Here is a 22,983-nt window from a genome sequence, read left to right on the forward strand (position 1 = left end):
CGTTTTCGGAGGCCCGTTGTGCAGATATTCACAGCGCGCGCACTCATTGCAGGTTACACACGGTACTGCCAGAGCCGCTGGTAGCACAGTTGCGGACATTGCCCGCGCCGCTGAGCAGGGTCAGCCAGTAACCATAGGTGGCGGCATTCTGGCCCGTATTGCCAAAGGTGACCGCTGCGCCGCCGATGGTGTTGCCCGAGTGATAGACCATGCCGGTAGGCGTGATGCTGACGGTCGAACCCGTAACCACATTGCACACAGTATTCGGATAGCGGCTGGCAAATTCACTGCTCGTCATTTGCGGTACCTGCTGCTGGACGTTGGCTGCCTGCGGTGTGATGGTCCAGGAGCAACCACCTGTAGTAGCCCCACTTTGCACGGTAACCTGCACCGGATACCCGCTGCGGATGGCATAGCCTTCCGCCCAGGCCATGTCCTGTTGCAAATGCCCGGAAGCCGCCTGTATGTTGGCGCGAATCATCCAGATGTTGTACTGGGGGATGGCCACGGCAGCGATGATGGCCATGATGGCGATGATCACTATCAATTCGATCAGGGTGAAACCAGTTGCATCCTGTTGCACCAGTCCATCCCCGGCAGATTTTGGCACAGCCCCGGTGGACCGGGTGCATTCAAGGCTATGGCGGTACGCCTTCCATTGGCGGGAAGCGCAGGGCAGCATCCAGCCCTCACCCCCCATGCGTCACCACCGCGCCCATCTTGAAGATGGGCATGTACATGGCGACTACCAGGGTGCCGACGATGACGCCCAGTACCACCATGATCATGGGTTCCATGAGGGTGCTGAGGCGGTTGACGGATTCTTCCACGTCGTTCTCGTAAAAGTCGGCGACCTTGCCGGACATGGTTTCGATGGCGCCGGTTTCTTCGCCGATGGCGAGCATCTGGGTGGCCATGATGGGGAAGACGCCATCGGTCTTGAGGCGGGTGCTGATGCGCCCACCGGCGGCGACGTCATCCCGGGAGCGCAGCACGCTTTGCTCGATGATGACATTGCCGGACACCTTGGACAGGGTCCCCAGGGCTTCGAGAATGGGTACGCCCGCCGCCTGCATGGTGGACAGGGTGCGCATGAAACGGGCCACGGCCCCCTTCAGCAGAATATCGCCCAGCACCGGAATTTTCAGGGCAAAGCGGTCAATCACCGTCTTGAAAGGCAGGCTGCGCTTGTAGGCAAAAATAAATAGCCAGACCGCCGCAATGGGCAGGAGCACGACGATATACCAGTGACTTTTCATCCAGTTGGAAATATTGATGACAATCTGGGTGAGCAGGGGCAGGGTGGCACCGAAGCTGCTGAACAGTTGCGAAAACACCGGAATCACGAAAATCATCAAAATGACTACTACCACGATCATCACGGTGATGATGGCCGCCGGATAGAACATGGCGGACTTGACCTTTTTGTTGAGGGCCAGAGTTTTTTCGCGATACTCCGCCAGACGCAGCAGGATGGTATCGAGAATGCCGCCCTGTTCGCCGGCAGCAATCAGCGACACAAACAGGCGGTCAAAATACTTGGGGAAATGGGCCATGGACTGGGACAGGGATTCGCCTTCTTTCAGGTGCTTGAGAATGCCCTTGAGGAGTTTTTTCATGGGCGCACCTTGGGTGGCGGTAATCAGCAGTTCAAAAGCCTGCACTAGCGGCACCCCGGCATTGATCATGGTGGAAAGCTGGCGGACCATGACTACTAGTTGCGCTTCTTTGATGCCTTTTTCCCCAAACAGCGGTTGCGGCACTTTGCGCACGGTCACCGGCACTAACCCCTGGCGACGCAGGGCAACCCGCACCACATTGGCACTGGCGGCGTTCATCTCGCCTTTTTTCTTGTCTTTGCCGCCGGGCAGGGTGGCCTCCCAGACGAAGTCATAAGTCTTCGCCTCTTTCACCGCGCCCTTTTTGCCTAGTGCTGTTGCCATTGCGTCACCTGATTCATCCTCAACACCTCCACACAGTTAGAACATCCCCGCCATTTTGCAAGTATCCCGGCTGAAAAGCATTGCTAAGCGCTGAAAAATTCGCCACATTGAGAGCGCCGTCCAGCCCATAAACTTGCTTAATTGGAGCCGAGAATGAACAGCATACCCCAGCCCTTGCCAAACTGGATTGCTCAAGGCGATCCGCAATATCAACAGCTGCGCACGTATTATGATGCTACTTATCAGACCATGTGGTATTACCTGAAAGGCCACCCACGGCCCTGTTTTACACCGACTCTGTTGAAAGAAATCCAGGATTTCTATACGCAAATTCGTGCGGAAACGACAATGACTGAAGGGCGTGAGATCCATTTTCTGGTGGCTTCTTCTGATGTTCCCGGGGTTTTCAACCTGGGTGGCGACTTGCATTTGTTTCGGCAACTCATTGCGCGGCAGGATAGGGCAGGTTTGCTCAGCTATGGCGTAGCCTGTATTGACGCCCTGCATACCAATATCACCCATTTGCATGAAGAATTGACCACGATTTCCCTGGTGCAGGGCGACGCTCTGGGTGGGGGCTTTGAAAGCGCACTTTCCAGTAATGTGTTGATTGCCGAGCGCAGTGCCAAAATGGGTACGCCCGAAATATTGTTTAATCTTTTTCCAGGGATGGGAGCCTATAGTCTTTTGCATCGTAAGATCGGCATGGCCGCTACCGAAAAATTGATTTTGAGCGGGCGTATTTACACGGCTCAAGAACTTTATGAAATGGGGATTGTTGATATTCTGGCTGAAGACGGAGCAGGGGAGCGGGCGGTTTACGCTTATATCAAAAAACATTTGCAGGCGGCTAATGGTTATGCAGCAATCCGACGCGTGCGAGACCTCTGTGCACCGATCAGTTATGAGGAACTGTATGCGACGGTAGAAATCTGGGTAGATGCCGCTTTGCGACTTTCCAGTAAGGATTTGCGCATGATGGAAAGGCTGGTGTCCAGGCAATCTGCACGCCATGCAGAGATGGTCTGAATGAACGCTATCGCGCTTCATCGTATCTGCCGCTGACCGTCGAGGTAGCTGGTCAGCGCCTGACAGGTTTTGTGAAAAGTGCGGCGCAGCGCGGTGGTGATCTGCTGGATTTCGGGGCCGGTCATTGCATAGGGTTTGAGGGCCTCGGCTTGCAGGCAGTTTTCCAGCAGCTGCCGGGCACCCATTTGCAGGCTGCTGCCTTTCAGGGCGTGGACGGCATCCTGATAAGCCGGGTAGTCCTCCTGCTGCATGGCCGTTTGCATCGCCTCCAGCAACTGCGCACCATCGTGGGCAAAATCCTGTATGATTTCCGCCAGAAAATCAGTGCCTCCCAAATTCACAATGCCCTGTAACACCGGCGGCTCTATCAGCGCTCCGGGTGCCAGGGGTGCCGCTTCGCCGAGGCTTTTTTCTGGCGCGCCCAGCAGGGCATTTTGCGTCTGGCAGAGACAGGCAATGCTATCCAGCAGTTGCCGCGCATTGACGGGTTTGGTGAGGTAGGCGCTGGCCCCCGCTTCCAGGCAGGCCTGCATGGATTCGGGGGTGGCATCAGCGGTCAGCATGATGACAGGTACCGGCTGGGCGGTTTCCATCATGCGATAGCATTTTAATACTTCCAGCCCGCCCTTGCCGGGCATGTTGCGGTCGAGAATCAGCAGGTCCAGATGAAAACTGCTTTCGGCCAGAATATCGAGGGTTTCTTCGCTATCACTGGACACGCGCACCTCATGACCGGCCTGACGCAGCAGTCCCTGCACCACTTTCTGATTGATGAGATTATCTTCCGCCACCAAGATGGAGAGCCCTTTTTTCCCCTGGCTTTGCTGATAATGGTCATGCAGTGAGACAATATTACTGCTGGTTTTGGTATCGGCAGTATCCACATTATGGACCAGATGAAACAGGGTTTTTTTATCGATGGGTGTCGTTAATGACGCGCTGAAACCCAGGTCCTGAAAATAGCGGTCAAAGGTCAGGCTCTGGTCATGCACCAGAATCCAGGGAGTGTGGCCTATCAATTGTTGGTTCAGGGCTAAACGCGCCAATTGGTCGGGAGCCATATCCATCAGATGCTGATCGACAAATACCCGGCTGAAAGGCTGCCCCTGATTTTTGGCCCGGCGCAGCAATTCCAGCGCCCGATGCGCGCTTTCGGTATGGGCGGCGGGGATATTCCAGGTTTTCAAGGTATCCCCAAGAATGCGCCCCGAGGCTGACGGAGCAATGATTAAAGCCGATATTGGCGTATCCCGGCCGGCGAGGGGACTCTGCAGCTTTTCCGGATGCTCTGCGGCTTGCAAGGGCAGTTCAAACCAGAAGCGACTACCTTTATGGAGGATGCTTTCCACGCCTATCTGCCCGCCCATTTTCTCGACCAGTTCCTTGGCGATGGTGGTACCCAAACCGGTCCCCTCCTGATGCTGATTAAGGTTATCGGGTGATTGGGTAAATGCCTCAAAAATATGTTCCTGGGCTTCCTCGTTGAGCCCGCAACCCGTATCGATCACCTCAAAACGCAGCCGAACCTCGCGATGGGTGACGGGCAAGCGGCGCACCCGTATTTCCACCCCGCCTTTTTCCGTGAATTTGATGGCGTTTCCGATGAGATTGTAGAGCACCTGCCGGACGCGGCGGGTGTCGGCACGCAACAAATCAGGGATGGACTCGGACACCTCCCAAACCAGATACAGACCTTTTTTCCGGGCCAGTATCAATAGTGCCGAACAGGATTGATCCAGCAACTGACGCAGACTGAAATCCACCGGCTGCAAGAGCATTTTTCCCGCTTCGATTTTGGAGATATCCAGTATATTCTCGATGAGTTCCAGCAAGGTCCGGGAAGAATTCTGAATCAAGTGGGTAATTTCGACTTGTTCTGCGGAAAGGGAAGTTTCCTGCAGTAACTCACTCATACCCATGACCCCATTCAAGGGCGTGCGTAATTCATGGCTCATTTTGGCCAGAAACTGGGATTTAATGAGACTCGCCTTGCGGGCCTCTTCAATGGCCTGATTCAGGCGGGAAATGAGCTTGCTCATATACAAAAACAAAACCCCGAAAATAATCAGGGTGGCGACCAGCGCATGACTGTTGCCGGTCCAGAGATGCCGGGGATCGAGAATGACCAGAATACCAATCAGGCTGATACCCGTGGCGGCGACGGCGTAACGGGTTCCAAAGCGAAAGCCATTGCCAATAATCACCCAGGGATAAATCCCCAGCAGGGGCAATCCGGCAATGCCTGCGCTTTCTAGAATCAAATACGTGGCAATCCCCACATCCAGGCACATGCCGAGCATGCGGCGCAGAGGGGAAGGTTGAGGCCAGATCCGGAAGCTCGCAATAATCAGCAAGGCGGAGGCAAAAAAGCCCAGAGCCGCCTGATTCAGTATATGCATGCCATCCGCATGATTGAACCAGGTGCCATACGGATAGGTATAAATATAGGCATACAACACCACCCCCATCAGCAGACGGATACTGGCCTGCTCCTGCTCGTTACCGGGATTCAGTCCGGGGCGTGGGGCGCGCATAGCATCCTCTGAAAGTGCAGAATCTGATCATATTGCGCAAAAAATGCCTGCATACAGCGGGGGTCAAAATGGCGGCCCGTTTGTTCGTGAAAATACTGCTGTATGGCCTCCTGACTCCAGGCGCGCTTATAAGGTCGTTCCGAAGCCAGCGCATCAAATACATCGGCAATGGCGACAATGCGCGCAACCAGTGGAATTGCCTCCCCCTGCAAGCCGTGGGGATAACCACTGCCATCATATTTTTCATGATGTCCACCGGCGATTTGCGCCCCCAATTGGATATAGGGGGAATGACTGTCGGCCAGGATATTCTGGCCGATCTGAGCATGGGTTTTCATGATGTCAAATTCAGCCGCTGTCAGCTTGCCGGGTTTCAACAGAATGGCATCGGGAATACCGATTTTGCCGATGTCATGCAAGGGAGCCGCCAATTCTATGCGCGCACATTCCTCGGCGGGAAGCTGTAATCCTTCGGCAATAATCCGCGCATATTTACCCATGCGCATGATATGACAGCTGGTTTCGTTGTCGCGGTACTCGGCAACCCGGGCCAGCAGGGACAAGGTTTCCTGCTCGCGCTGGCGAATTTCGGCGGTGGCCATGGCTACCTGATTTTCCAGCCAGTAGGAACGGTCCCTCAGCAGTTTTTGCTGGGTCCGCAAATGCAGCAGGTTGCGACAGCGGGCCTGACACTCCACCGCATCCAGAGGGCGGGTCAAAAAGTCCGTCGCGCCCGCTTCCAGCGCCTGATAGCGCACGGCCATGTCCTGTATCACTGTAACAATCACCAGGGGCACATCCTGGCAACCCGGCGTGCTGCGCACCTTGTGGGTAAACTCCAGGCCATCCATGGCGGGCATTTTATAATCCACCAGAATCAGGTCGGGAATGTATTGCTGGATACTGTCGATGGCTTCCCGGGGGTCTGCAAAGCAGTCCACCCGCAAATGGGGAGAGACATCCCGGATGATTTTTTCAAGAATCTTGCGTCCGGTAGACTGGTCATCGACGATGAGGACGCGGGTCTGCAGGGATGCATCTGATGCGTTGTACCGATCAATTTTCATCTTCATCACTCCCCAATGGCGATGTTCGGGTGATCTCTGGATCTCGGGCTTTTCCGGCGTCAGCAGGACGATCTTCCACGGTAAACAGCTCCCAGTAACGACTGCGCTGGCGTTTATTGGCCTTGGCGCGGTATAGGGCCTGGTCCGCATAACGCAGCAGGGTGTCAAAATCACTGGAAAAATCGGGGGAATACAAACACACCCCCATACTCAAGCGCACCCCCACCACCTTGCCGCTTTGCAGATGGATGGGTTCATTGACCGCCAGCTCGATTTTGATAAGGAGCATTTCCAGTTCTTCCAGACTGTGGAAGCCCTCGATGAGCAGCACAAATTCGTCGCCCCCCAGGCGGGCCACATAATCACTGCGCCGCAAGGTGCTGTGCAGGCGGCGGCCAATGACCCGCAACACATGGTCCCCCGCTTCATGGCCATACAAGTCATTGATGGGTTTGAAATGGTCGAGATCGATGATGCAAATGGCCAGCGATCCGGCATGGCGCTGCACCCGGGGCAGAGTGACCGCCACCTGATCCATCAGCGCGCGGCGATTACCCAAACCGGTCAGGCGGTCGTGGCTGGCTTCGTATTCCAGTTGTTCCCGCGCCAGCCATTCCTGGGTCACATCGCGCTGAATCCCCACATAATGGCTGATTTCGCCGCTGCGCTGATAAATGGGGATAATGCTGAGATGGTTCCAGAAAGTCTGGCCATCGCGACGGTAATTGAGCAGGCGGCCATTGAAAAACCCCTGACCGCAGAGCGCCCCGTCAATGTCCGCCAGAGTGCGCGGATCGGTGCGCGGCCCTTGCAGATGATGCAGCCCGTAATGGCTGATTTCCGCCAGGGTATAGCCGGTCATCCGGGTAAAGCTGGCATTCACATACAAAATCCGCCGTTCGGCATCGGTGAGCACCACCCCGTCTTCGCCGGATTGCAGGGCGGTCCCCAGTAACAACTGATGCTCGCGGGCCACCCGTTCGCGGAGAATGTCCACCCAGTCTTCCAAGGCCTCGCTGACTTCACGGACGATGCTTTCCAGCACCAGCTGGCAGTCCCGGGGAAAAGCCTGCCTGTCCCGCTCATAGAGCACCAGCAAGGCCCAGGGGTGATGATCGCGATGCATGGGCAGCACCGCCATGGAGCGCAATTGAAAAGGCCGGAGGTTATTCTGCCAGGCCGCCCGCAGGGGCTCTTCCTGAAAAGGTTCGTTGAATAGCGGAACCTGTTCCTGCCAGACTTTGATCAACGGGCCATGATCGACCGGAAGCCCCGTCCGTCTTTCCACAAAGCTGTCGAGATAGGCGGTGTCACCCGCATCCGCCAGGGTGCGGAGACTGCCGTCCGCCTCTACCCGGCAGACCCAGGCCAGCTTGACGGGGGTACACTCTACCGCCAGGCTGCAGAGAGACTCCAGCAGGAGGTGTTCCTCCCGGGTGTGGGCCATGATTTCGGTGACGGCCTTGCGCAAGGCCAGATACTGCCCGAGGCGGGAGTGGGGGTCGGCTTTACCGCTCTCCAGACGTGACCATAGCCGCCGCCAGGGGGAGCGGGGAGGACGGGGACTTTGCGGATCACGAGACATGATTCAGCGCGGGCAGGGCACTGGCGGGCCGGGTCGGCAACCCGCACGATGCTGCCTCGCCGCCCGCCCGCTGCGCCTTCAGGCGTGCCGGACCACGTGCTGCGGGCTGTTGGCGGCAGCCTGGCCCTGACTGCGGCGCAGAGCATAGATGGCCTGCAGTTCGCTGCGCACTACGTTCAGTTCCATGTCGATACTCGCCACCGGCGCCCCCCGTTCTTCGCGGCGGTGCAGCAGGTGGTGGCGGAGCTTCTGGAGGGACTGGATGCGTTCCTGCCGTTCGTTTTGCAGAAACTCACTACGTTCGTTTTGCAGAAACTCACTACGTTCGTTTTCGTTCATGGTCGTTCTCCTATACGTTAGGGCGTTACTTTCCCGTTTTGGGTGATGAGGACACCGCTACCCGTGGCAGCGGAAGGAAAACCAGCAGCACTGCAGGCCCGGCTGATGACAGTACCGAGATTGCCACTGCAACCCGTGGTCTTGACCATCACAAATACTTGCTGGGGGGCCGACTGGCTGATGGTGCTGGCACTGATGGCCACTTGTCCGCAGGCTGAAGCGCTGGCGCCGGTCACAAAAGCCGGGGTGCCCGTGCCATACACCGGGTCCGCTACGTCGTGGGCAGATTGGCCATTGAGGGTACTGTAGATGTTGGTATTGACGTCGTTATTACTGGCGGCAAAGGCATTGGTCACCGCATCCACCGCCATCTTCAGATTGCCTGCCACCGTTTGCGCCTTGGCGGTTTCGATGTAGGCAAAATATTGGGGGATGGCAATGGCCGCCAGAATGCCGATGATGGCAATGACGATCATGAGCTCGATCAGGGTGAATCCCCTTGAATATGGGGCTGCCTGCGGGGCTGGAACCAGCCCTTGGTCGGTCTGGTGGCCCGGTAGTTGTTTTTGCATGTTTGGGGACCTTTCCGAAAGGGTTCTGGGGTTACAGAGCACTGTCCGAAAGGGGCACCCCCCGAGGGGGTGCAAGTTTCTAACTGCCGGTATATGTCAAGGTACCGTTTCCATCGATAGCGGCAGTGCAAGAGGTTGTTGCTGTACCGCAGTTAGTAATGCCTGCTGCTGACAGTGCGCTGGCCGTTGCTGCGGCAACGCTACCACTACCAAACTTTAGGACAACGGATAAGACACTAGTGGTAGTGCCGGTCAGATCAGTAGGTGTGTAGTCGGTGTTATTAGTCGCGCCACCTGTGCCCCAAGTTATACTCGCACCATTTGGCATGTTACTGAATAAGGGTGCTACTGTTGTTTGACCAGCTTGTGCTGCAGCAACTGCTGCTGCAGCCTCGGTCACTGCCTGATGGAAATCTTGAGAAATCGTTGTGGCCTTAGAAGTAACGATATACTGCTCATACTGCGGAATAGCGATGGCCGCCAGAATGCCGATGATGGCAATGACGATCATCAGTTCGATGAGGGTGAAACCGGCTTCTGCCGCGCGCTTGGCTTGCTGTACTTTCATGCTCATGAGTAGGCTCCTTGTGAGTTAAACTTGTTCGGACAGCGCGGGTAGCGCCGTACGCGATTTATAGAGCATGATTCGTGCCAGTTTTTCAGGTGATCGTGCTTATTATGCGGTAACGCATTGTTACTATGATGATTACACATACTTAACACGGCGTTTCCCAGGTTTCTCCAGCCCCTTGCCAGCCGTTATTAAGCCTGCCATCCAGCTCGTTGCGCCTGTTTTACGGCGCCAAAGCCGCGCCGGGCCGAAAATGGCGCGTTATTTACGGCGCCATGCCCGTTTCGCGCGGAAAATGTCGCCCTTTTTACCGCGCCATTCCCACCGGGCAAAACAGCGCTCACCCCGGTGGAAATTCCGGTAGCCATAGCCGCCAAATCCATTTATGCTTGAAAGCAGTGTCCAGGGACATGCAACATGATAGAAAACATCGAGAATCCAATACTGTAACATCTACTGGAACATCTGCGGGCCATTCGTGCCGATCAATCTTCCGTGCGCGAAGATATCCGTGAGATTAAATCACGGCCGACCAGCCTGGAACGTACCATGGCTGGGAACTATGCCGATATTTCCGACCAGCACGCCCGATATGACCGCATCACCGAGCGACTGGAACGTATCGAGCGCCGCCTGGAGTTGTCCTGAACAGGAAATGGGCCATGTGTATTTCCGTGATTGCAACGGGTTCATAGCTCCCCGTTCTCGATCATACGGATGAGTGTTGAAATGTCCGCGCCGTAGTTCTTTGCCACATACTGGATGCGCCGCCACCGCGCTGGGTCGATTTGATCCCGTTCATGATGACGGCTCCATTCCGCTGTCGTGGCTTCGATCTGCCTCGGGGCGAGGGAGAATGGCTTCTGCATCCGGGTGGCAGCCGGCGAGGAAATCCATCATTTCCGTGGCGTCCTTCGAGAGATAGAAGCGCAGCATTTTTTCATTGAACTCCTGCGCCTTGGCAGCGGGCACGCTGATGGCGTCGATGCCGTGAGACATGAGGACGCCGTGCATCATGAATCACATAACACGCTTTTTCACAAAGCGGGAATTCGCTGAAAGTCGGGATGCGCAAAAATGTGACGGTTGCTGAGGATTCAGTGACAGCCAATTTTATGGGTTCTGCCATGGTGGCGATAGTTTCTGGTTTATGCGCTTTTGCCAAAGCAAGAAGGTCTTTGTCTTTCGTGCCGCTCCAACCCATCTCGTAAACGGTGAAGGAATTCAGCGGCAGCAGTGCTCTTTTCATGGATTTGGGAATACACTCGTCAAGCAGCAGCTTCATTGCCACTCATAATTTCCGAACGTAACACTTCTAGAAGTCCGACAGCCTGATCGTGAGTGACTGCAGGGAAGTCCTCCAGAAAATTCTGCAAAGTAGATCCGGATTCGATGTAGTCCAGCAATGTGCCAACCGGCACTCTGGTCCCGATAAACACAGGCGTGCCTCCAAGAATTTCGGGGTTTTTTGTGACAATCTCGGTGCTTGTCATACGATGCTCCTGATCGCTGAGATAGAAATGCTATGCCCTCATGCTATAGATGCCTTGTTTTTAGTGCAATAAGCTGAATCACACACCATGGATTTGTCATGGCCCCCGGTGTCAGAGTCGTTGTGCAAATACGCCATTGGCGTATATAATGAGAAGCATGGAATTTATTGAAACCCCGACATTCACCCGCCTACTTTCCGGTCTGCTGTCGGATGACGAGTACGCAGACCTTCAGAATGTCTTGGTGGAGAACCCGGAACGGGGCGACATACTCAAGGGTGGCGGTGGAATCCGTAAGATGCGTTACGCGCTGCCCGGGCGCGGCAAGAGCGGCGGGGTTCGGGTGATCTACTACTGGCTCCGGGACGATGGGCAGATTTACATGCTGCTGATATATCCGAAGGCGAAGAAGGATAATCTGACCGACCGGGAAACCGCCTTGCTACGCGAATTTGTGAAGGAGTTATAAAATGGAACAAGCATTATTTGATGACTTGGTGCAAAGCCTGAAAGAAGCCAAGGCTATTGCTCGCAAGGAAGCGCCCGCCTCGCGCCGGATCACGGTAACAACGCCGGACGCCAAGGCGGTGCGTGAGCAGCTTGGGCTGTCACAAAGTGAGTTTGCCCGGTTGATGCAGGTCAGCATCAAGACCCTGCAAAACTGGGAGCAGCATCGCCGCAATCCGACCGGCCCTGCGGCCGCCTTGCTCAAGATTGTGCGTACTGCGCCGGATGTGGCGCTCAAAATCCTACACGCCTGATAAAACCAACCTTGAAAAGCACGGGATTGATTTTGTGGATGCATCCGACAGGTGGCGGGGCCTATGTAGGTGGGGAAGATGCCCGATGAGAATATGACGAACCACGCTACATTAAGCTAGAACCGCCTTGAGCTGTACGGCAATCTGCCGTATCATTGCACCAGGAGGACAACACCATGGCTGCATCTACCGTTTCTACCGCCCGTCTCGAAGCCCGAATCAGCACCGATCTGCATGCGATGCTCAAGCGTGCCGCCGAACTTCAGGGGCGCACCATGACCGATTTCGTGGTATCTGCAGTGCAGGATGCCGCGCAACGCGCCATCGAGCAGGCCGAAGTGGTCCGGCTCTCGCTGGCCGATCAGGAATGCTTTGCACAAGCGTTGCTGTCGCCGCCGCAACCGGCCCCGGCCCTGGAGCGTGCCTTTGCCCGTCGCAGCAAAATCTTGCGCGCTGAATGAGTGGCGCACCGTTCCGGCTCGCACCGCTCGATGCTGCTCATGATCGCGCCGGGTTCAATTGCGATTCCGAACCACTGAATCGCTACCTGCAAGAGCAAGCCACCCAGGATATACGCCGCCGCGTGGCCGCCTGTTTCGTGGCATTAGCAGACGGGCAGCGCATCGCGGGCTACTACACCTTGGCATCGGCAAGCCTGCTGCTGGCCGATCTCCCGGCCAGCACGGGCAAAAAGCTGCCGCGCTATCCGACCGTGCCCACCGTTCGTATGGGCCGTTTGGCGGTCGATCAGGCATTCAAGGGGCAAGGTCTTGGCGGGGCACTGCTGGCTGATGCGCTTGACCGGGCCGCCCGTTCGGAGATTGCCGCCTTCGCGCTGATGGTGGACGCCAAGGACGAAGCGGCAGCGGTTTTCTACCGGCATCACGGCTTCATGGCCTTGCCAGACTCGCCGCTGACCCTGTTCTTGCCACTGGCAACCGCCCGGCGTTCGTGAAACTCGCCGTTCCAGGCCATTTGTCATCTTTTTTTGTCCGCTATTCCATCCGGGTATTGCCGACTTGCGTGGTGGACAAGCTGTGGACCGGTATAGGGCGTCAAAGCGCCTCGGCGCAGAAGGTGGCCGGTGTGACGATGCGCGTGCGGCCGATGCTGCCACGTTGCAGTAGTCCGGCGCGACGGTCGCCGGTCACCAGGTAATCGGCTTCGCCGGCCAGTGACATTGCCAACAGGAAGGTGTCGTTCGGATCTTCGGCAGCGACGCCGTCCGGTAACGGAGGAAGGGTGTTCAGCACGATGGCGCGCTGAATGTGGTTGATCATCGTGCCGACGCGATGTGCGGGCAAAATGGCCTTGATTTTCGGGTAACGGCTCACGCGGCGCAGTTCGTCGAGCTGTGCCACCCCTGTTACCAGGTCAAATCGTGCCGCAAGCCAGGCGCGATAGAGGATGTCGGGGGGGGCTGTGCGATGCAATCAGCGCGGCGAGCAGCACATTGGTGTCGAGAACGACCCGCATCAATGCTCACGCGCCCACTGCACCGCCTCGTCGATGAGATCGTTCAGTTCGGCCTCGCCCATACCGGCCGTTGCGGCCTTGGCTTGCTCGACAGCCCGCTCAAACAGGTAGGCGCGCACCGCCTCCTCGATGAAGCGCGACAGGTCGCCCTTGCGGCCGCCACCTTGTGCGGCGATGAACATGCGTACGGACTGATCCACCTCCGGCGATACGGCGATATTCCAGCGCACGGTATTCATGATGCCCTCCGAAACCTGTGTTTGTGTACGTAGGTGTATACGCCTCATCATCTGCGCTGGCAATGGGCCGTTACAATGGGCACTAAAGCCAGCGCTCGCCTGGGCATACCGCCTTGCATGACCGCCAACGTTCACAAGGTGAGACTGTGAAGATCCCGCAGTAAAAAATCGCTTTAGCCGGGTTGTGGTACTATCCTGCCGCTACGGCATCGAGTTTTTCCAGGATGTGCAATGCCGCCTGGGTATCTCCCTGCGCGGCCAGTATCTGGAAACGGCGTTCGATATCCATTTCGGTGAGCATTTGCGCCGACCACTCGTCAAAAAGTTTGTTCACGCTGACGCCCTTCATACGGGCCAGGGCTCTGATTCTTTCCGCTTTGTCGTCCGGTATCCGAATTGTCAATGTGCTCATTTGAAGACCTCCAGGCACTCCGAAGTAGATGGAAATCCTCCGGTCAGTGCATGCCTTAAGGCAGCCTGAGAGGCACCCCTTCTGATCGCATGGCGGCAACAAAAACATTCGTGTCAATAACGAGGCGAACGTAGTAACATTTCTACATCAATCCAGCATACGAGGGTGCTGCCATGACCATTACCACCATATCCAGCCGCGAGTTCAACCAAGGGGCCAGCGAGGCAAAACGGGCCGCAAACAATGGGCCTGTTTTCATCACAGATCGAGGCAAGCTGGCCCATGTGCTTATGCGTTTTGAGGACTATCAGCGGCTCACAAAGCAGCGGCGTAACATTGCCGATGCGCTGACTATGCCGGGTATTGCCGACATTGAGCTCGATCCGCCACGTGTGGACATCGAAACTCGACCGGCTGATTTATCGTGATGTTTGTTCTCGATACCAACGTCGTGTCCGAACTGCGCAAGGTGCGGCTTGGTAAGGCCGATACGAACGTGATGGCATGGTCGGAAAGCACGGAAAACAGGGAGTTCCGCCACATCATTGGTCCTGATTCAAACCATGAAAACGGGCAAAGGCCACACTGACGGCCTGCATGCTTGCGTCATCGATGTTGCCGATTCTCTGACCGATCTTCGATTTCGGTACGGCGGCGGGTTTGTCGACCATTACTTGGGATGTTTTTTGCAGGCCGTTGGCTGCGTCGGGTTCGACCGTGATCCGAAACAGCGGCCAATCGTGTAACTCGCTGGTCAGGCGCAGCACGGATAACGATGCCAGAGCGGCAAAAGCATCATCTTGCATGACCAATGCCGGACGGGGCTTGCCATAGTCACCTTGCAAAGCGATTGTGATGATATCGCCGCGCTTCACTATCATTCGTCCATAAACGCTTCAAGGTCAGATTCCAGTTCTTGCATGACGGTATGCTCGTCGCTGTTTGGATTGCTGGCGGCTGAGGCCGCTTCCAACGATTGGCGGCGCGCTTCTGCTTCAAAATCCAGTCGGTGCTCCGCTGCTACGCGGTCGCGGGCTAATTCACGCAGCAATTCGCCCAGAGACTGGTGGCGCTGTCCGGCTACGTTGACCAATTCGGCTTTAAGGCCATGATCAATACGGAATGTTACCGTATCACTCTTGGATGTGATCATACCAGGCATGGCGTTCTCCATGTAAGACGATTATGTCTTACATAGTGTAACCCATCGCGTCTGGTGGATCCAATTCTCTGCGGGCCAGTCGCATTGTACTTTGGGGGTGGCTTTTTTATTCACAGAAGGGATATATTAGGTCATGCCTGACAAGAAGCTGATTGATGAGGTGCATCATATCGCCAAGAAGAGCGGAAACGGGAAGCTGCGCCGAGATGTATGGATTGATGAAAAAGGCGAAGTGACACGATACAACCTGGCCTATATCAACCATGAGATCTGCGCGTTAGATAATGGTCGGGTAGTGGGATATGACAATCAGCATGGCTACCATCATCGCCATTATTTCGGGGATATGCACCCGATAGATTTTGTGAGCTTTGAAGACATTGAAGCATGTTTTGAAGCCGATTGGATAGCCTTAAGGGGGATATGGGCGGCATTAAGGGGGATGGCGCGCTGAATGTGGTTGATCATCGTGCCGACGCGATGTGCGGGCAAAATGGCCTTGATTTTCGGGTAACGGGTCAGGCGCCCAGCAGTTTGACTTGTGATGAATAGCGCATGGCCGTGCTCCAGTCTCTTGAGTGAGACTGAATATAGTCTTTTTATGGACTTGCGCCAAGATGTGAATGCGGCCTTGGTGATTTTTTATCATAAGTGTGCGGTGCGTGAGCAGCTTGGGCTGTCACACAGTCCCATACATTCATGCGCGTATGCGGCGCGATCCTTGGTTCGGTCCATAAGAGGCCACGATACGGCTGATCGCCAACAGCGGGACGCACTCCGAGCTGTTCGAGTAGCACAGCAAACTGAGAAACGCGCGGTCGAGGGAATGGGTAGTTTTGCTATACTGGTTACACGTTTTCAGAAAAATGGATAAGGGCTTATGCGGCATCTGATCAGTACCCAGACAGCGGCTCTGTTGACGGGCAAGGCCATGCGCACCGTACAGCATTGGGTGGCCGACGGGGGCGTGGAGAACGTGGCCGTAGAGCGGCGCCGACCCGGTATCGAGCGCGACCGTTCGCTGGTGTCGCTGGAGGATCTTTCCACCCGCATTCCCATTGCCCTGACCCCTGAGCGCATAGAGGCCATCATGCTGGCCAATGCCGGGGAGCTGGATGCCATGCTGCAGGTGGGGCTGGAGTTTTTTGCCGGGCAGGAGCACAAAATCGCGACGGAATGGTTTCATCTAGCGGCCAAAAAAGGTCAGGTGGATGCCATGGAGTGGTTGTCTGTCTGCTATCTGAACGGTCAGGGCGTTGCCGAAGACCCCGCCGAGGGGCTGCAGTGGTTGAGCAAGGCCGCTTCTCTAGGGCATCCAGTGGCCAAGGTCAAGCTGCAGGCGCTGGGCTTTGTTTTGTAAACCGTATCAGCTGACGCTTTCCAGTTGCGGATGAATGACGGTGTTTGCCGGGGCGGGGAAAGGGGCTGACCAGCGTACCCGACCTGATTCCAAGCGGCAGCGCCCGCTGAGGATGGCCGCCAGCGCCTGGGGATAAATCTGGTGTTCGGCATCCAGGACGCGGGCGGCCAGGCGGGCGGGGTCATCATCGGGGAAGACGGGGACGGCGGCCTGGACAATGATGGGTCCGGCGTCCAGTTCTGGGGTGACGTAATGGACCGTGGCACCGTGCCAGCACACGCCCTGTTCCAGGGCGCGGGTATGGGTGTGCAAACCGGGAAAAGCGGGCAGCAGGGACGGGTGGATATTGACCAGGCGGCCCAGATAATGCGTCACAAAAGGGGCCGTCAACTGGCGCATGAAACCGGCCAGTACCACCAGGTCCGGGGCATGGGCGTCGATGCTCTGGCGCAGGGCCGCATCAAAATCTTCGCGGCTGGCATAGTTGCGGTGGGCGATGATCTCAGTAGGAATGCCTGCCTGCTTCGCCAGGGCCAGCCCGGGAGCCTCGGCGCGATTGCTGATGACGCAAACTATTTCGGTATCGACTATTTGCCCGCTCTGACAGGCGCGGAGGATGCTCTGCAAATTGCTGCCGCGCCCGGAAATGAGCAGGACCAGTTTTCTAGTCAAGATATACGACTCCGGCATCCTCCTGTCTGGAGGCCAGCTGGCCGATGATGAAGCCCTGCTCGCCGCTGGCCTCCAGGGACTCCAGGGCGCTCTGCCGGGATTCCCAGGGGACCATGGCGACCATGCCGATGCCGAGGTTAAATACCCGCCGCATTTCTTCCATTGTGACTTGCCCTTGTTCCTGTAACCATCCGAACAGGGCGGGAATGGGCCAGCTTTTCGGATCGATGTGGGCGCTGAGGTGGGTGGGCAGGGAGCGGGGCAGGTTTTCGGTGAGGCCACCGCCGGTGATGTGGGCGAGGGCGTGGACGGGGACGACTTGACGCAGATTCTGTATGGCGCGGACATAAATGCGGGTGGGCCGCAGGAGCAGGTCCACCAGGGCTTCACCCTGAAGCTGGATGTGGGCGTGGGCGCCGCTGCGCACCAGTATTTCACGAATGAGGGAGTAGCCGTTGCTGTGGGCACCCGAGGAGGCGATGCCGATGAGGGCGTCGCCTTCCTGACAGGCGGCGCTGCTGAGGATTTCGCTTTTTTCGACAATGCCGACGGCAAAGCCGGCCAGATCGTAATGGCCGCCGGGGTACATGCCGGGCATTTCGGCGGTTTCGCCACCAAGCAAAGCGCAGCCCGCCTGCCGACAGCCTTCGGCAATGCCCGCGATGACAGTTTCGGCGACCTGGGTGTCCAGTTGCCCACAGGCGTAGTAGTCCAGAAACCACAGAGGTTCGGCACCGGAGACAAGAATGTCGTTGACGCACATGGCGACCAGGTCAATGCCGATGCCGTCATGCTGCTTGGCTTCGAGGGCGAGCAGGAGTTTGGTGCCGACCCCGTCGGTGCCGGATACCAGGACCGGCTCGCGGTAGCCGCCGGGTAATTCAAACAGACCGCCAAAGCCGCCGAGGCCGCCGAGTACGCCGGGACGCTGGGTGCTACGGGCCAGGGGTTTGATCCGGTCCACCAGCGCATTTCCTGCGTCGATGTTGACTCCTGCACTGCGATAACTCAGTGGTTTTGGGCTGTCCACAGCATCTTCCTCCGTTGATTTCCGGTCATGTTAGGGGGGCATCTGGCGGCTGTCAAAAGAAAAGAGCGGCAGGGCCGCTCTTGATAGAAAACCAAGGGTGACGCAGCCGTTGACTGCGTCGGGGGTGTTGCAGAAGCCGATTAGAAGCGCTTGAAAATCTGACCGCTTTTGGCAGCCTGGAAGCGGGCTTCCACAATGCTCCAGTTCATGTTTTTGTGCAGGGCAGCCAGATAGTCGCCACGGCCCAGGGCTTTCCAGTCCACCATGTAGGCGTGCTCCCAGACATCTACGATCACCAGCGGTGCGAAACCTCCGACATTTCCATTTTCATGAAACTGAATGAAATGGTTGTTGATCTGCCCGGTGGTGCCGTCGTAGTAGGCGATGGCCCAGCCAATGCCCCGGCTTTTGGCGGCGGCCATGAGGTCTTCGTGCCAGGCTTCGGCGCTACCGAACTGTTCGGTAACCGCAGCCTTGAAACCGGGAGCCTGATCCATGCTGACGCCGGGTTTCATCTGGGCAAAGTAGTATTCGTGCAGCACCATGCCGTTATATTCGAAGCCGAAACGCCGGCGCCGGTCGGCATAGGTCAGGGAGGCGGTTTTGCCGGCAGCCCGCATTTCTTCCAGTTCTTTATGCAGGGCGTTGCTCTGGTTGACATAGCCGGTGTACAAGCCCCAGTGATCGTTGATCTGTGCGTCGGAAATACCGTCCAGGCCACTGGGCTTCAATTCTTCACGTACTGTGTATTCAGACATTGCTTACTCTCCTGCTTGTCGGATGAAAGGAATCTCTTAGATTGTAGTCAGTGGCAGGGGGCGCTGCAAACGACCTGATGGTCGTCTGATGCAGTGGCTGATGTTTTCGGGGCATCATAGAGCATCAGAATATGCTTGACAGGTCCTGGCCCCTTGCCTAGCTTCTTGCCCATGCTGAAGCGTGAATCCTGCACTTTCGTGTTCCTTGATGGCTTGCCCATGATGGCATGGCCGTGTTGCCTGCCCGATGACGATGGCGGATCATGCGTCGCTGACGGCCATTTCAGAGACGGCGCAGGGTTTTTGTCCGGTCAATGGGTGCCGCTTTGCTGATGGATTCACCGGGTCAACTGCTGCTGCCCTTGGGCTTGAAGACGGCGTGTACTCTGGATGCGTTTCATGGCGCGGCCAATGGGGCGGCGCTGGATGCGGTGCGCAGTCTGCTGCAGCAGCCTTCACCGGTTTTTGGCCTGTATCTGCATGGACCGGCGGGGGTGGGTAAAAGCCATCTGCTGCAGGGCGCGGCACAGGCGGGTACGGGGTGGGTGCCTTATCTGGACTGTGCCGAGCTGGGGCGCGGGGATGAGCGGGGTAATGCAGCGGGGGTTGGGTTGGGAGATGGTCTGGGGGCGCTCTTGTTGCCTGATGCTTTTGTCAGCCTGGTCAATGCGCCCCTGCTTTGTCTGGATAATGTGGATACCTGGGCGGGCGGGCAGGATTACGAGCAATTTTTGTATGCGCTGTATAATGCGCGTTTGCAGCACGGGCGCCCGTTGTTGCTGGCGGGGCGGGAGTCGCCCCGGCAACTGCCCTGGATTTTGCCCGATTGGGCCAGCCGGGTAACAGCCTGTCTGCAGATGCCCCTGCGCTTGCCGGACGATGGCGAGCGCCTGCGGATTTTGCAGGCGATGGCTCTGCGCCGGGGGCTGCGCATGGATGAGGAAGTGGCGCGATACGTGTTGCGCCACCAGACCCGGGACATGGGCGCTCTGGATATTTTGCTGGAAAAACTGGACGCCCTCAGTTGGGCGCAGCAAAGGCAATTGACCATTCCTTTTGTCCGTCAATGTCTGGAGACGGAGGCCGGTGCGTGACCCCTGAGCAGAAGCCGGGCCAACAATGTTTCAAGCAAAAAGGAGATGGGCCACGCCCCCGGCCTGCGCCTCGGGCGGGACTGCTGCTGCGTTTGTTTTTTCGGGTTTATCGGGCCTGGCATGGCTTCTGGAAGGATGACTGCATCGATCGCGCTGGTCTGCTCTCCTACACCACTTTGTTTGGTCTGATTCCTCTGGCAGTGCTGGTGTTCAGTATGTGGAACCTGGTGGGTTTCAGCGTCATTCATCGCGCCCAGGTGGACCGGCTGATATTGCGCAGTTTTGTGCCGCAGACGGGCTATACCATTTTGCATGAAGTCAATCTGCTCGCCGCCAGGGGCGCACAACTGGGGCTCTTGGGCGTGTTGGGCCTGTCGCTCACTGCCGTGTTTCTGTTGCACGCCGTGGAGCGTCATCTCAATGCCATCTGGGGGGTGCAGCCCCATTGCTGGTGGTGCCGGATTTTACGTTATCTGGCCATGCTGGTAGTGGCGCCGTTGAGCGTGGCGCTGCTTCTGCCTCTGCTGGGTCCACTCCAGCCGCTGTTGCGCTTTCTGGGAGATATTCCGGTACTGCCGCCGTTTTTTAGTCATCTGCTGACTTTTTTGGTGGTGACCGTGATGATGCTCTTGCTCTACAAAATCCTGCCCGCTGCATCGCCGCGCTGGCGGGATGCGTTGCTGGGGGGCATTACCGTGGCGCTGCTGTTTGAGCTGGACAAGTTCGGGTTGTCGGCTTATCTGCGCTTTTCGACTTTTGAAACGGTGTACGGCGCACTGGGGGCATTCCCGGTATTTTTGCTCTGGCTGTATGTGGCCTGGGCCAGCATTTTGTTCGGCGCGGAAATGGCGGAGGCGGGGGTGTATGCCCGGGAAGATCAGGCTAACCCGGCTCGTACACCAGCCGCACCCGTGCCGACGGATAAATCACCGTAGAAAATTCAATGCCCACCCCGTCACTATCAATGTTGACGTTTTCACAGATAAAAACCGTTTCGCCCTTGTCGAGTTTCAGGAGCTGACGATCCTGGGCAGAGGCTGAAGCCGCAGAAATGGTGGAGCGCATCCGGGTGTAATCGTACACGCCATGGAGGCGCAGGGATTCGGTGATGCCCCTCCCGGCCCGCAAATCTTCCACCAGCGCCAGGAGTGCCTCGCCAAAAAACAGGTGTCTGGCGATGGAGATGGGTTCTTCTCCTACCAGCCCCAGGGTTTTGACCATGGCTACCCGGGGATATTCGGGAAAAACGCCATACTGCTGAATGCGCGGCAACTCCGGCAGATCGGCCAGAGGGAGAATTTCCGCTTCGAGAATCTGGTTGTGCCCCGGTTTGTTATATTTTTTGACCCATTCGGAAAAACGCGGACGTTCTACCAGTTCGTAGTCAAACACATTGTTGGCGACAAAAGTGCCGCGCCCATGCTGAATACGCACTTTACCCAGGGCCGCGAGTTCCTGCAGGGCGCGGCGCATGGTATGGCGGTTGACGCCGTAGGCTTCGGCCAGGTCCGCTTCGCCGGGCAGCTTTTGATGGACGACGAGCTCACCGGAATCGATGCGCGCCTGGAGATCATCGACGATTTGTTTCCAGATGGTGATGCCGGGGACAAAGTGCCCTTTTTGGGGATGTATCATCTGACTTCCAGTAGGCTCTGCAAGCTTTGCACACATTGCTTGATCGCTTCTTCCAGCGGCCCATCATTATGGATGCTGGTCATGGGCAGGTGTTCCGGCAAGGACACGCTGCGCTCGATTCTTTCCTGGATGGATGCGGGGCTTTCGCGGTGGCGTTTTTCAAGGCGGCGACGGATTTCCGTGGAAGAAGCAGTGATATATAAAACATGTCCCCCATATTCGGCAAGTAGCTCATGGAGCACCGTGCGAGATACATTGGCGATGAGGATCTGCACAGCGGGATGTCCGGGCTGCATTTCTTCGCGGGGTAATCCGTAGGACAACTGGTGGGCCTGCCAGGTTTTGGCAAAATGACCAGAGGCCGTGAGCTGCTCGAAAGTTTCTGTGGAAACGGGGATTTCTCCCGGCTGGGGATAGTCGCGGGTGACCATTCTCCGGGCAAAATAAAAGCGGGAGTCGTCTTTCAGCAGCGCCGCTGCGCCACGAATCACCGAGTCTTTACCGGCTCCGGAAGGACCGGCGATGAGGACCAGTTTCATTCGGGGCCTGATGCGAGCCCGGGCGCGAGCTCTGATGCGAGCCCGGGCGCGAGCCCTGATGCGAGAGGTACGCGCTGGAGGAGGGTAAAAGGGGCATCGGGGTGGCTTTCACAGAGGACGGCCAAGCTGCGGACCAGGCGTGGCTGCGCCGGCAGATCGCCGAAATAGCTTTGGGCTGCTTCCAGCAGGCGACTGTCGGATTGTTGGTCACTGAGGGTCATGTGAAAGATGAACTCCTCAAACACATAAGGATAACCCCATTGCTCCAGATATTGGTGCTGGCGGTCATGCTGCAGTTTCCGGCTTCTGGCGGCGAGTTCGTCCGCAGTGTAGGGACGCCGCCAGGGTTCGAGGCTGCGTACACAGGTGTCTGCGAGTCGGGCCAGTTCCGGTGAGGCCTGACTGAGGCGCAGGGCGACAAAGCCTTCGTCCTGGGTGTATTGCAGCGGCGGCAGGGTAAAAGCGGGAAACGCAGCCAGCTCCCTGCTCAGAGCCTGGACCAGACTGTCCAGGTCGCCCTGCAGGGGCATGGGGGCCTTGATGGTGGCATGAAAACCGTAACGGCTGGCGCGCCGCGAGGCTTCGGCAAGGCCAGCCACGGCAGGGCGGAGACAAGGCAGAGTGGTTTCGGGATTCCAGCCCAGCCAGCGACAGCCCGCCTGCCAGAGGGGGTCGTCGGCTTCCGGCAAGTAATAAACGGCGACGCGCATGG

At 57.1% G+C, this 22,983-nt stretch carries 32 protein-coding genes; 10 read left to right on the plus strand and 22 right to left on the minus strand.

Annotated elements, in window-relative coordinates:
- Positions 1-43: 43 nt before the first annotated feature.
- Both AC2VLR_RS07425 and AC2VLR_RS07430 read right to left on the minus strand, forming a co-directional pair.
- Complete coding sequence (locus AC2VLR_RS07425) at positions 44-583, minus strand: pilus assembly FimT family protein (RefSeq protein ID WP_486881548.1); 540 nt, start codon at positions 581-583, stop codon at positions 44-46.
- A 106-nt stretch (positions 584-689) separates the two neighbouring features.
- Positions 690-1,943, minus strand: a complete 1,254-nt coding sequence (locus AC2VLR_RS07430; protein WP_486881549.1) for a type II secretion system F family protein — start codon at positions 1,941-1,943, stop codon at positions 690-692.
- Positions 1,944-2,096: 153 nt separating this feature from the next.
- On the opposite strand from AC2VLR_RS07430, the gene AC2VLR_RS07435 reads away from it, so the two are divergent.
- Positions 2,097-2,972: a crotonase/enoyl-CoA hydratase family protein gene (locus tag AC2VLR_RS07435; RefSeq protein ID WP_486881550.1), complete on the plus strand. Its 876-nt coding sequence runs from the start codon at positions 2,097-2,099 to the stop codon at positions 2,970-2,972.
- A 17-nt stretch (positions 2,973-2,989) separates the two neighbouring features.
- Here AC2VLR_RS07435 and AC2VLR_RS07440 read toward each other — a convergent pair whose 3' ends face one another.
- From AC2VLR_RS07440 to AC2VLR_RS07480, 9 genes are all read right to left on the minus strand, one after another.
- The gene (locus AC2VLR_RS07440) at positions 2,990-5,506 is read right to left on the minus strand and encodes an ATP-binding protein (RefSeq protein WP_486881551.1); all 2,517 of its coding nucleotides are present in this window, start codon (positions 5,504-5,506) and stop codon (positions 2,990-2,992) included.
- On the minus strand, positions 5,482-6,573 hold the full coding sequence (locus AC2VLR_RS07445) for an HD domain-containing phosphohydrolase (RefSeq protein ID WP_486881552.1): 1,092 nt from the start codon (positions 6,571-6,573) through the stop codon (positions 5,482-5,484). The genes AC2VLR_RS07440 and AC2VLR_RS07445 overlap by 25 nt, the downstream gene beginning before the upstream one ends.
- The gene (locus AC2VLR_RS07450; protein ID WP_486881553.1) at positions 6,563-8,158 is read right to left on the minus strand and encodes a sensor domain-containing diguanylate cyclase; all 1,596 of its coding nucleotides are present in this window, start codon (positions 8,156-8,158) and stop codon (positions 6,563-6,565) included. The genes AC2VLR_RS07445 and AC2VLR_RS07450 overlap by 11 nt, the downstream gene beginning before the upstream one ends.
- Positions 8,159-8,236: 78 nt before the next feature.
- Complete coding sequence (locus AC2VLR_RS07455; RefSeq protein WP_486881554.1) at positions 8,237-8,497, minus strand: hypothetical protein; 261 nt, start codon at positions 8,495-8,497, stop codon at positions 8,237-8,239.
- A gap of 17 nt (positions 8,498-8,514) precedes the next feature.
- Positions 8,515-8,973, minus strand: coding sequence for a prepilin-type cleavage/methylation domain-containing protein (locus tag AC2VLR_RS07460; RefSeq protein WP_486881601.1), 459 nt, complete (start codon positions 8,971-8,973; stop codon positions 8,515-8,517).
- A gap of 175 nt (positions 8,974-9,148) precedes the next feature.
- Complete coding sequence (locus tag AC2VLR_RS07465) at positions 9,149-9,643, minus strand: prepilin-type N-terminal cleavage/methylation domain-containing protein (protein WP_486881555.1); 495 nt, start codon at positions 9,641-9,643, stop codon at positions 9,149-9,151.
- A gap of 795 nt (positions 9,644-10,438) precedes the next feature.
- Complete coding sequence (locus AC2VLR_RS07470; protein WP_486881556.1) at positions 10,439-10,576, minus strand: hypothetical protein; 138 nt, start codon at positions 10,574-10,576, stop codon at positions 10,439-10,441.
- A gap of 4 nt (positions 10,577-10,580) precedes the next feature.
- A complete protein-coding gene (locus tag AC2VLR_RS07475) occupies positions 10,581-10,925 on the minus strand; it encodes a hypothetical protein (protein ID WP_486881557.1) in 345 nt (114 codons plus the stop codon).
- Positions 10,909-11,133 (minus strand): DUF433 domain-containing protein, encoded by a 225-nt coding sequence (locus AC2VLR_RS07480; RefSeq protein WP_486881558.1) that lies wholly within the window; start codon positions 11,131-11,133, stop codon positions 10,909-10,911. Before AC2VLR_RS07480 ends, AC2VLR_RS07475 begins: the two co-directional genes overlap by 17 nt.
- Positions 11,134-11,290: 157 nt before the next feature.
- Here AC2VLR_RS07480 and AC2VLR_RS07485 point away from each other — a divergent pair, with 157 nt between their 5' ends.
- From AC2VLR_RS07485 to AC2VLR_RS07500, 4 genes are all read left to right on the plus strand, one after another.
- Positions 11,291-11,602: a type II toxin-antitoxin system RelE/ParE family toxin gene (locus tag AC2VLR_RS07485; protein ID WP_486881559.1), complete on the plus strand. Its 312-nt coding sequence runs from the start codon at positions 11,291-11,293 to the stop codon at positions 11,600-11,602.
- A 1-nt stretch (position 11,603) separates the two neighbouring features.
- Positions 11,604-11,894, plus strand: a complete 291-nt coding sequence (gene nadS, locus AC2VLR_RS07490) for a NadS family protein (RefSeq protein WP_486881560.1) — start codon at positions 11,604-11,606, stop codon at positions 11,892-11,894.
- 176 nt (positions 11,895-12,070) lie between these two features.
- Positions 12,071-12,355: a type II toxin-antitoxin system TacA family antitoxin gene (locus AC2VLR_RS07495; RefSeq protein WP_486881561.1), complete on the plus strand. Its 285-nt coding sequence runs from the start codon at positions 12,071-12,073 to the stop codon at positions 12,353-12,355.
- Positions 12,352-12,849, plus strand: a complete 498-nt coding sequence (locus tag AC2VLR_RS07500; RefSeq protein ID WP_486881562.1) for a GNAT family N-acetyltransferase — start codon at positions 12,352-12,354, stop codon at positions 12,847-12,849. The genes AC2VLR_RS07495 and AC2VLR_RS07500 overlap by 4 nt, the downstream gene beginning before the upstream one ends.
- Before the next feature lie 100 nt (positions 12,850-12,949).
- Here AC2VLR_RS07500 and AC2VLR_RS07505 read toward each other — a convergent pair whose 3' ends face one another.
- The 3 genes from AC2VLR_RS07505 to AC2VLR_RS07515 form a co-directional block, all read right to left on the minus strand.
- Positions 12,950-13,255 carry a PIN domain-containing protein gene (locus tag AC2VLR_RS07505; protein ID WP_486881563.1) on the minus strand — a complete coding sequence of 102 codons (306 nt, stop codon included), beginning with the start codon at positions 13,253-13,255 and terminating at the stop codon, positions 12,950-12,952.
- 114 nt (positions 13,256-13,369) lie between these two features.
- The gene (locus AC2VLR_RS07510) at positions 13,370-13,609 is read right to left on the minus strand and encodes a ribbon-helix-helix domain-containing protein (protein WP_486881564.1); all 240 of its coding nucleotides are present in this window, start codon (positions 13,607-13,609) and stop codon (positions 13,370-13,372) included.
- Between the two features lie 190 nt (positions 13,610-13,799).
- Positions 13,800-14,021 carry a toxin-antitoxin system HicB family antitoxin gene (locus tag AC2VLR_RS07515; protein ID WP_486881565.1) on the minus strand — a complete coding sequence of 74 codons (222 nt, stop codon included), beginning with the start codon at positions 14,019-14,021 and terminating at the stop codon, positions 13,800-13,802.
- A gap of 173 nt (positions 14,022-14,194) precedes the next feature.
- Here AC2VLR_RS07515 and AC2VLR_RS07520 point away from each other — a divergent pair, with 173 nt between their 5' ends.
- Entirely contained in the window at positions 14,195-14,449 is a 255-nt protein-coding gene (locus AC2VLR_RS07520) for a type II toxin-antitoxin system Phd/YefM family antitoxin (protein ID WP_486881566.1), read from the plus strand.
- A 114-nt stretch (positions 14,450-14,563) separates the two neighbouring features.
- Here the strand turns inward: AC2VLR_RS07520 and AC2VLR_RS07525 are convergent, their stop codons facing one another.
- Positions 14,564-14,896, minus strand: coding sequence for a type II toxin-antitoxin system PemK/MazF family toxin (locus AC2VLR_RS07525; RefSeq protein WP_486881567.1), 333 nt, complete (start codon positions 14,894-14,896; stop codon positions 14,564-14,566).
- 2 nt (positions 14,897-14,898) lie between these two features.
- Positions 14,899-15,183 carry a hypothetical protein gene (locus tag AC2VLR_RS07530; protein ID WP_486881568.1) on the minus strand — a complete coding sequence of 95 codons (285 nt, stop codon included), beginning with the start codon at positions 15,181-15,183 and terminating at the stop codon, positions 14,899-14,901.
- Between the two features lie 133 nt (positions 15,184-15,316).
- Between AC2VLR_RS07530 and AC2VLR_RS07535 the strand changes: the two genes are divergently transcribed.
- Positions 15,317-15,637 (plus strand): toxin-antitoxin system TumE family protein, encoded by a 321-nt coding sequence (locus AC2VLR_RS07535; RefSeq protein WP_486881569.1) that lies wholly within the window; start codon positions 15,317-15,319, stop codon positions 15,635-15,637.
- A 426-nt stretch (positions 15,638-16,063) separates the two neighbouring features.
- Positions 16,064-16,543: a tetratricopeptide repeat protein gene (locus AC2VLR_RS07540; RefSeq protein ID WP_486881570.1), complete on the plus strand. Its 480-nt coding sequence runs from the start codon at positions 16,064-16,066 to the stop codon at positions 16,541-16,543.
- 6 nt (positions 16,544-16,549) lie between these two features.
- Here the strand turns inward: AC2VLR_RS07540 and purN are convergent, their stop codons facing one another.
- From purN to AC2VLR_RS07555, 3 genes are all read right to left on the minus strand, one after another.
- Positions 16,550-17,215, minus strand: coding sequence for a phosphoribosylglycinamide formyltransferase (gene purN / locus AC2VLR_RS07545; RefSeq protein ID WP_486881571.1), 666 nt, complete (start codon positions 17,213-17,215; stop codon positions 16,550-16,552).
- Positions 17,208-18,245: a phosphoribosylformylglycinamidine cyclo-ligase gene (gene purM / locus AC2VLR_RS07550; protein WP_486881572.1), complete on the minus strand. Its 1,038-nt coding sequence runs from the start codon at positions 18,243-18,245 to the stop codon at positions 17,208-17,210. The genes purN and purM overlap by 8 nt, the downstream gene beginning before the upstream one ends.
- A 140-nt stretch (positions 18,246-18,385) precedes the next feature.
- Positions 18,386-19,003, minus strand: a complete 618-nt coding sequence (locus AC2VLR_RS07555; RefSeq protein WP_486881573.1) for a superoxide dismutase — start codon at positions 19,001-19,003, stop codon at positions 18,386-18,388.
- Positions 19,004-19,317: 314 nt separating this feature from the next.
- On the opposite strand from AC2VLR_RS07555, the gene AC2VLR_RS07560 reads away from it, so the two are divergent.
- Together AC2VLR_RS07560 and AC2VLR_RS07565 are read left to right on the plus strand one after the other, a co-directional pair.
- Complete coding sequence (locus AC2VLR_RS07560) at positions 19,318-20,097, plus strand: HdaA/DnaA family protein (protein ID WP_486881574.1); 780 nt, start codon at positions 19,318-19,320, stop codon at positions 20,095-20,097.
- Positions 20,094-21,032, plus strand: coding sequence for a YihY/virulence factor BrkB family protein (locus tag AC2VLR_RS07565; RefSeq protein WP_486881575.1), 939 nt, complete (start codon positions 20,094-20,096; stop codon positions 21,030-21,032). Before AC2VLR_RS07560 ends, AC2VLR_RS07565 begins: the two co-directional genes overlap by 4 nt.
- On the opposite strand, the gene AC2VLR_RS07570 is transcribed toward AC2VLR_RS07565, so the two are convergent.
- The 3 genes from AC2VLR_RS07570 to AC2VLR_RS07580 are packed head-to-tail and all read right to left on the minus strand — an operon-like array spanning position 20,980 to position 22,981.
- Entirely contained in the window at positions 20,980-21,732 is a 753-nt protein-coding gene (locus AC2VLR_RS07570; protein WP_486881576.1) for a GntR family transcriptional regulator, read from the minus strand. The genes AC2VLR_RS07565 and AC2VLR_RS07570 overlap by 53 nt on opposite strands.
- On the minus strand, positions 21,729-22,271 hold the full coding sequence (locus AC2VLR_RS07575) for a PhnN protein (RefSeq protein WP_486881577.1): 543 nt from the start codon (positions 22,269-22,271) through the stop codon (positions 21,729-21,731). The genes AC2VLR_RS07570 and AC2VLR_RS07575 overlap by 4 nt, the downstream gene beginning before the upstream one ends.
- Positions 22,268-22,981, minus strand: a complete 714-nt coding sequence (locus AC2VLR_RS07580; protein WP_486881578.1) for a DUF1045 domain-containing protein — start codon at positions 22,979-22,981, stop codon at positions 22,268-22,270. The genes AC2VLR_RS07575 and AC2VLR_RS07580 overlap by 4 nt, the downstream gene beginning before the upstream one ends.
- Positions 22,982-22,983 lie beyond the last annotated feature (2 nt).

Source organism: Acidithiobacillus sp. TH-A117, assembly GCF_057473465.1.

Excerpts from the sequence above, each read along its gene's own strand:
- AC2VLR_RS07460 (WP_486881601.1), bottom strand. The coding sequence starts at position 8,973 with ATGATCGTCATTGCCATCATCGGCATTCTGGCGGCCATTGCCATCCCC.
- AC2VLR_RS07455 (WP_486881554.1), bottom strand. The coding sequence starts at position 8,497 with ATGAACGAAAACGAACGTAGTGAGTTTCTGCAAAACGAACGTAGTGAG.
- AC2VLR_RS07575 (WP_486881577.1), bottom strand. The coding sequence starts at position 22,271 with ATGAAACTGGTCCTCATCGCCGGTCCTTCCGGAGCCGGTAAAGACTCG.
- AC2VLR_RS07500 (WP_486881562.1), top strand. The coding sequence starts at position 12,352 with ATGAGTGGCGCACCGTTCCGGCTCGCACCGCTCGATGCTGCTCATGAT.
- AC2VLR_RS07480 (WP_486881558.1), bottom strand. The coding sequence starts at position 11,133 with ATGACAAGCACCGAGATTGTCACAAAAAACCCCGAAATTCTTGGAGGC.
- AC2VLR_RS07475 (WP_486881557.1), bottom strand. The coding sequence starts at position 10,925 with ATGAAGCTGCTGCTTGACGAGTGTATTCCCAAATCCATGAAAAGAGCA.
- AC2VLR_RS07445 (WP_486881552.1), bottom strand. The coding sequence starts at position 6,573 with ATGAAAATTGATCGGTACAACGCATCAGATGCATCCCTGCAGACCCGC.
- AC2VLR_RS07440 (WP_486881551.1), bottom strand. The coding sequence starts at position 5,506 with ATGCGCGCCCCACGCCCCGGACTGAATCCCGGTAACGAGCAGGAGCAG.
- AC2VLR_RS07560 (WP_486881574.1), top strand. The coding sequence starts at position 19,318 with ATGGGTGCCGCTTTGCTGATGGATTCACCGGGTCAACTGCTGCTGCCC.
- AC2VLR_RS07535 (WP_486881569.1), top strand. The coding sequence starts at position 15,317 with ATGCCTGACAAGAAGCTGATTGATGAGGTGCATCATATCGCCAAGAAG.
- AC2VLR_RS07470 (WP_486881556.1), bottom strand. The coding sequence starts at position 10,576 with ATGCTGCGCTTCTATCTCTCGAAGGACGCCACGGAAATGATGGATTTC.
- AC2VLR_RS07530 (WP_486881568.1), bottom strand. The coding sequence starts at position 15,183 with ATGCCTGGTATGATCACATCCAAGAGTGATACGGTAACATTCCGTATT.
- AC2VLR_RS07430 (WP_486881549.1), bottom strand. The coding sequence starts at position 1,943 with ATGGCAACAGCACTAGGCAAAAAGGGCGCGGTGAAAGAGGCGAAGACT.
- AC2VLR_RS07515 (WP_486881565.1), bottom strand. The coding sequence starts at position 14,021 with ATGAGCACATTGACAATTCGGATACCGGACGACAAAGCGGAAAGAATC.
- AC2VLR_RS07465 (WP_486881555.1), bottom strand. The coding sequence starts at position 9,643 with ATGAGCATGAAAGTACAGCAAGCCAAGCGCGCGGCAGAAGCCGGTTTC.
- nadS (WP_486881560.1), top strand. The coding sequence starts at position 11,604 with ATGGAACAAGCATTATTTGATGACTTGGTGCAAAGCCTGAAAGAAGCC.
- AC2VLR_RS07450 (WP_486881553.1), bottom strand. The coding sequence starts at position 8,158 with ATGTCTCGTGATCCGCAAAGTCCCCGTCCTCCCCGCTCCCCCTGGCGG.
- AC2VLR_RS07485 (WP_486881559.1), top strand. The coding sequence starts at position 11,291 with ATGGAATTTATTGAAACCCCGACATTCACCCGCCTACTTTCCGGTCTG.
- AC2VLR_RS07555 (WP_486881573.1), bottom strand. The coding sequence starts at position 19,003 with ATGTCTGAATACACAGTACGTGAAGAATTGAAGCCCAGTGGCCTGGAC.
- AC2VLR_RS07510 (WP_486881564.1), bottom strand. The coding sequence starts at position 13,609 with ATGAATACCGTGCGCTGGAATATCGCCGTATCGCCGGAGGTGGATCAG.
- AC2VLR_RS07580 (WP_486881578.1), bottom strand. The coding sequence starts at position 22,981 with ATGCGCGTCGCCGTTTATTACTTGCCGGAAGCCGACGACCCCCTCTGG.
- AC2VLR_RS07570 (WP_486881576.1), bottom strand. The coding sequence starts at position 21,732 with ATGATACATCCCCAAAAAGGGCACTTTGTCCCCGGCATCACCATCTGG.
- AC2VLR_RS07540 (WP_486881570.1), top strand. The coding sequence starts at position 16,064 with ATGCGGCATCTGATCAGTACCCAGACAGCGGCTCTGTTGACGGGCAAG.
- AC2VLR_RS07520 (WP_486881566.1), top strand. The coding sequence starts at position 14,195 with ATGACCATTACCACCATATCCAGCCGCGAGTTCAACCAAGGGGCCAGC.
- AC2VLR_RS07495 (WP_486881561.1), top strand. The coding sequence starts at position 12,071 with ATGGCTGCATCTACCGTTTCTACCGCCCGTCTCGAAGCCCGAATCAGC.
- AC2VLR_RS07435 (WP_486881550.1), top strand. The coding sequence starts at position 2,097 with ATGAACAGCATACCCCAGCCCTTGCCAAACTGGATTGCTCAAGGCGAT.